At 70.4% G+C, this 5404-nt stretch carries 5 protein-coding genes and 1 pseudogene; 5 read left to right on the top strand and 1 reads right to left on the bottom strand.

Translation table 11 applies throughout. From position 1 onward, the window contains the following. Positions 1–103: 103 nt before the first annotated feature. Positions 104–1822 (bottom strand): NsdA family TPR-like regulatory protein, encoded by a 1719-nt coding sequence (locus ABTZ94_RS36035; RefSeq protein WP_351207427.1) that lies wholly within the window; start codon positions 1820–1822, stop codon positions 104–106. Positions 1823–2084: 262 nt separating this feature from the next. On the opposite strand from ABTZ94_RS36035, the gene lipB reads away from it, so the two are divergent. The 5 genes and pseudogenes from lipB to ABTZ94_RS36010 form a co-directional block, all read left to right on the top strand. Further along, positions 2085–2897 (top strand): lipoyl(octanoyl) transferase LipB, encoded by an 813-nt coding sequence (gene lipB, locus ABTZ94_RS36030; protein ID WP_351207425.1) that lies wholly within the window; start codon positions 2085–2087, stop codon positions 2895–2897. 132 nt (positions 2898–3029) lie between these two features. Further along, on the top strand, positions 3030–3995 hold the full coding sequence (lipA, locus tag ABTZ94_RS36025) for a lipoyl synthase (protein WP_351207423.1): 966 nt from the start codon (positions 3030–3032) through the stop codon (positions 3993–3995). Between the two features lie 329 nt (positions 3996–4324). After that, a complete protein-coding gene (locus ABTZ94_RS36020) occupies positions 4325–4525 on the top strand; it encodes an SCO2195 family GlnR-regulated protein (protein ID WP_351207429.1) in 201 nt (66 codons plus the stop codon). Positions 4526–4544: 19 nt separating this feature from the next. Next, on the top strand, positions 4545–5252 hold the full coding sequence (locus ABTZ94_RS36015) for a DUF4191 domain-containing protein (protein WP_351207421.1): 708 nt from the start codon (positions 4545–4547) through the stop codon (positions 5250–5252). Positions 5253–5305: 53 nt separating this feature from the next. After that, positions 5306–5404 (top strand): annotated as a pseudogene (locus ABTZ94_RS36010) (LysR family transcriptional regulator); the annotation flags it as partial.

The following is a 5404-nucleotide window of genomic DNA, read 5'->3' as shown; positions in this document are numbered from 1 at the left end:
GCGGTGCGCAGAAGCAGGCCGCCGCCTGGAAGTTCATCCTCTACACGCTGCTCGGCTCGGTGATCATGCTGCTGGGCCTGCTCCTCATCGGACTGGGAGGTCGTCACTCCAGCGCGGCGACCCGTTCGCAGTATCCGCGTACCGCTGCCGCGTCCCGGTACGGCTCCAGGCGGCGCTCGAAGTCCCGTACGTACTCCGTCGCCCGTACCGACCGCATCTGAGCCGCCTGCTGGGCGGCCTCGACGCCGAGCGCGCACGCCTGGTCGAGCTCACCGAGCCCGAGCCGTGCGGAGGCCAGCACCACTCGGCAGAACAGCCGGCTGCGGGCATACGCCGGGGCGCGCAGCTGGAGGGAGCGCTCGGCGTGCTGCGCCGCGGCCCGGTACTGCTGCAGATCCCGGTGGCAGTGGCCGAACTCGTCGGCGAGCTGGGCCTCGTCGAAATACCGTGCCCAGTGCGGCACCTCGTCCCCTGAGCGGGCGGTCTCCAGCGCGTGTTCCGCCCGCGCCAGCGAGGCGGTGCAGGGCCTGGCCTCGCCGAGCACCCCGTGACCGCGCGCCTCCACGGCGTGCAGCAGGGCCTGGATGACGGGCAGCGCCGACGAACCGATGCCCTGCTGGGCGACGCGGGCCAGCTGTACGGCTTCCCTGCCGTGTCCGAGGTAGACCGCCTGCCGGCTCATGGTGATCAGGACGTAGGCGCCGTACGCACGGTCTCCCGCAGCCTGGGCGAGCCGCAGCGCCTGGACGAAGTACCGCTGGGCCAGGCCGTGAGCCGCGATGTCGTACGAGGTCCAGCCCGCCAGCCGGGTCAGATCGGCGGCGGCGGAGAAGAGCCGGCGCCCGACGGCCTCCCCGTAGGTCCCTCGAAGCATCGGTTCCGTCTCGTGCTCCAGATACCGGACGAGGGCCTGCCGGGCGTGGCCGCCGCCGTAGGCGTTGTCGAGGGCGCGGAAGAGTTCGCCGACCGACCGCAGGGCGGCGACATCACCGTTGCTGACCCGCTGGCCTGGGCCGCGGTCGCCCTGCCGTTGCCGGGGGACGCCGGGGGCGGTCGAGGGTGCGGGGGGTCCGGGTGGCGCGGACGGTCCGGAAGGCCGGGACGGAACGGGCCCACGGGCCCCGTTGCGGCCACTGACGCCGGACGCCCCCGCCACACCGTGCCCACTGCCGCCGGGCCAGTGCGACCCGTGCAACCCCTGCGCCCCGATCCCGCGCGCTCCGCCGGGACCACCGGGCCGCGCCGAACCACCGGCCTCGGTGGCCCCTGCAGTCCCTACGGCCCCAGAGGCCCCGACGGACCTGCCGAGCCCACCAGCCTCACGGGCACCACCGGCCCCACCCGGCGCCGGGGGCGAGGAATCGCTCCCCCGTCCCACCCATTCGTCGGCCCGGCCGATCAGCCAGTCCCTGCTGGGGACGACGAGCCCGGCCGGGGTGAAGGCGATCTTGCGCAGCTCCGCATGGCTGCCCGTGTCCTTCCGCCACAGTCCGCTGACGATGTCGACCGCCTCGGCGGGCGTGGCCGCGAACTCCAGGCCCGCGTAGACAGGGGCGCATGCGTCGAGGCCCAGGTCCTGCGCGGAGAGGCGGCGCCCGAGCCGCCGGGTGAAGACCTCGGCGATCAGCGCGGGGGCGGTTCCGCGCGGCTGCTGGCCGCGCAGCCAGCGGGTCACGGAGGTCTTGTCGTACCGCAGGTCGAGGCCGTGTTCCAGGCCGAGTTGGTCCACCCTGCGGGCGAGGCCGGCGTTGGAGAAGCCGGCCTCGGCGATGAGCGAGGCGAGTCGGCGGTTGGGGGTGCGCTGCGGAGGTCGTTCCGACATCAGCTGTACGGTCTCCTGCCTTCGGGGCCGGGCGGGCAGCCCTAATGGAACGGCGTGAATTTAGCGGCCTCTGCGGCGGTCGCAGCCGCCTTCGCTTCACTTTCATCCGATCGTGTGAGGATTGGGGGTGGCGCTGACGGGAACGACCTGCTGGGCCGCCGCCCGGAGTCCGGTCGTACAGTGGCTCGGGGCTGATTCAGTGCATGGTGGCGTGGCTCCGGACACCCCGGCTCCCGGCACCGCGAGTAGGGAGGCATCTGTCGTGACTGAGCTTCGGTTCGTCCGGCTGGGATTCGGCGAGGAAGCCGTCGACTACCGGGAGGCCTGGCAGAAGCAGCGCGAGGTGCACGCGGCCAGATTCGAGGACACCGTCCCGGACACCTGTCTGCTGCTGGAACACCCGCCCGTCTACACGGCGGGGCGGCGCACGACCGACAGTGAGCGCCCGCTGGACGGCACCCCGGTCATCGATGTGGACCGCGGTGGAAAGATCACCTGGCACGGTCCCGGACAGCTGGTCGGCTACCCGATTCAGAAGCTGCCCCGCCCGGTGGATGTCGTCGCGCATGTCCGCCGGCTGGAGGACGCGCTGATCCGTACCGCCGCCGAATTCGGTCTGGAGACCTCCCGGGTCGAGGGCCGCAGCGGGGTCTGGGTCCTCGGCGACCCGGTTGAGGACCGTCCCTCGATCGGCGGTCTCTCCCTCGACTTCGACCCGCGCCTGCAGGACGAGGAGTTCGACCCGCGGCTGAACGGCCCCGAGTACGCCCCGTCCAACGCCGGGCAACGCCGCGAGGACCGCAAGCTGGCCGCGATCGGCATCCGGGTCGCCAAGGGTGTGACCATGCACGGCTTCTCGCTCAATGTGAACCCGGACAACACCTGGTTCGACCGCATCGTGCCGTGCGGCATCCGGGACGCGGGCGTCACGTCACTCGCGTACGAACTGGGTCGCGACATCGCGATCGCGGACGTGCTCCCGGTCGTCGAGAAGCACCTCAAGGACATCCTGGAGAACGCGGAGCTCGCCCCGCGCACCATCGAGCGCCCGGCGGATGCCGTGGCCACGGCATGACAGCCTGGAGATCCGGCGAGGAATAGGCCCTGCCGGCCACAGGTTGGCCAGACGTAAAGCCGTTTGAACTACGGGCGTACCCTGGTGTTCGCCGAAGAATCCAATGCAGTGAAAGCAAAGGGGAGTGCCGGAGTGTCCGCTGTCGCACCCGACGGGCGCAAGATGCTGCGCCTTGAGGTCCGGAACAGCCAGACCCCCATCGAGCGCAAGCCCGAGTGGATCAAAACCCGGGCGAAGATGGGCCCCGAGTACAACCAGCTGCAGAAGCTCGTGAAGAGCGAGGGTCTGCACACGGTGTGCCAGGAAGCCGGCTGCCCCAACATCTTCGAGTGCTGGGAGGATCGCGAGGCCACGTTCCTCATCGGCGGCGACCAGTGCACCCGGCGCTGCGACTTCTGCCAGATCGACACGGGCAAGCCGCAGGCGCTGGACCGGGACGAGCCCCGCAGGGTCGGCGAGTCCGTCGTCACGATGGACCTGAACTACGCCACCATCACCGGCGTCGCACGCGATGACCTGGAGGACGGCGGTGCCTGGCTGTACGCGGAGACGGTGCGCCAGATCCACGCGCTGACCGCGGACCGGGAGGCCGGCCGCACCAAGGTCGAGCTGCTGGTCCCCGACTTCAACGCGGTGCCCGAGCAGCTCGCCGAGGTCTTCTCCTCGCGCCCCGAGGTGCTCGCGCACAACGTCGAGACAGTGCCGCGGATCTTCAAGCGGATCCGCCCCGGTTTCCGGTACGAGCGCTCCCTGGAGGTCATCACGCGGGCCCGCGAGGCCGGCCTGGTGACCAAGTCCAACCTGATCCTCGGCATGGGCGAGACCCGCGAGGAAGTCAGCGAGGCGCTCCAGGATCTGCACGACGCGGGTTGCGAGCTCATCACGATCACGCAGTACCTGCGGCCGTCCGTACGCCACCACCCGGTCGAGCGCTGGGTGAAGCCGCAGGAGTTCGTGGAGCTGAAGGAGGAGGCCGACGAGATCGGCTACTCCGGCGTGATGTCCGGGCCGCTGGTCCGTTCCTCGTACCGCGCGGGCCGTCTTTTCCAGCAGGCGATCGAGCGGCGCGGCGCCGTCACAGCGGCGCCCACTGTGTGAATCCGAGCACAAGAAGCTACCGAACAGTAATAGCTGATTCGACACGGCCCATACGCTCCCCGCAGGTCGGGGGCGCGTATGGGCCGCGTCGGCGTGCGCGGCGCCCATATCAAGGGTTCATTGGTGTTTGACCGACCGGTCATGCGCTGGTAACACCGAGCAATGACGCTGGGTGCAACGGCGCAGCGCCTCTGCGGGCAGCTGCCACCCCTGCTTCCCGCACCCGGCGCGCGCCCACTACTTCGCGCAACGCAGTCCCGGGCAGACCGGCCCGGGCAGCTGAGTCCATGCAACTCAGTCCGCACATCCGCTCCGAGGAGATTTCCACGATGCAGGCCGTGCCGGTACGCGCCACCGCCATCCCTTCCGTCACCAATGCTCTCCGCGCCGTCGAGTCGCTGCTGCTGAGCAGCGGCCAGCGCACCGCCCGCCGCAACGCCTGGACTGCCGTCCTGGAGGACCGGCGCCGGGCCAAGGACCGGGTCGAGGCCGAGTACGTACTGGAGGCCGCGGCCGACCACCGTTCCTAGGCCACGTAAACTTCTGTGCATGGCGAGGAAGGCAAACACTGAAGGCGCGAACAGCGCCGAGAACGCGGGGCGGCTCAAGCAGATCGCCCTGACCTACAAGATGACCCGGCGGACCGACCCCAAGATCGGTCTTGTCGTCGCGGGTGTGGGAATCGTCACCTTCGGTGTCCTCCTCGCGGTCGGTTTCCTGATCGACCACCCGATCTACCTGGGCATCCTGGGCTTCGTGCTGGCCCTCCTCGCGATGGCGATCGTCTTCGGACGGCGTGCGGAGCGCGCGGCCTTCGGGCAGATGGAAGGACAGCCGGGCGCCGCGGCGGCAGTGCTGGACCGGGTGGGCCGTGGCTGGACCACGACCCCCGCGGTCGCGATGAACCGCAGCCAGGACGTCGTCCACCGCGCCGTGGGCAAGGCGGGCATCGTGCTGGTCGGCGAGGGCAACCCGAACCGGGTGAAGCTGCTGCTCGCGGCCGAGAAGAAAAAGATGGCGCGCATCCTGGTCGACGTACCGGTGCACGACATCGTCGTCGGCAACGACGAGGGGCAGGTGCCGCTCAAGAAGGTGCGCACCAAGATGCTGAAGCTGCCGCGCATCCTGACCGGCCCGCAGGTGACGGCCGCCAACGACCGGCTGCGCGCGATGGGCGACCTGATGAGCAACATGCCGCTGCCCAAGGGCCCGATGCCGAAGGGCATGCGGATGCCGCGCGGCGGAAAGACGCGCTGACGCCGTACGTATCCGCTGCACGCACGAAGAGGGCGGGTTGCGAACCGAACCGGGTGTCCGGCGAGACCGTCTACGCGGGCGCCGGGAATCCGCGCACCGAGGAGTGGACGGACCTCGCCCGGCTGCTCTTCGCCGAGTGGGGCATCGAGCTG

The sequence above is a fragment of the Streptomyces sp. NPDC002785 genome (genome assembly GCF_040295565.1).
GTDB lineage: Bacteria > Actinomycetota > Actinomycetes > Streptomycetales > Streptomycetaceae > Streptomyces.
The sequence above is the reverse complement of the archived record's forward strand: the minus strand, read 5'-3'. Positions and strand labels throughout refer to the sequence as shown.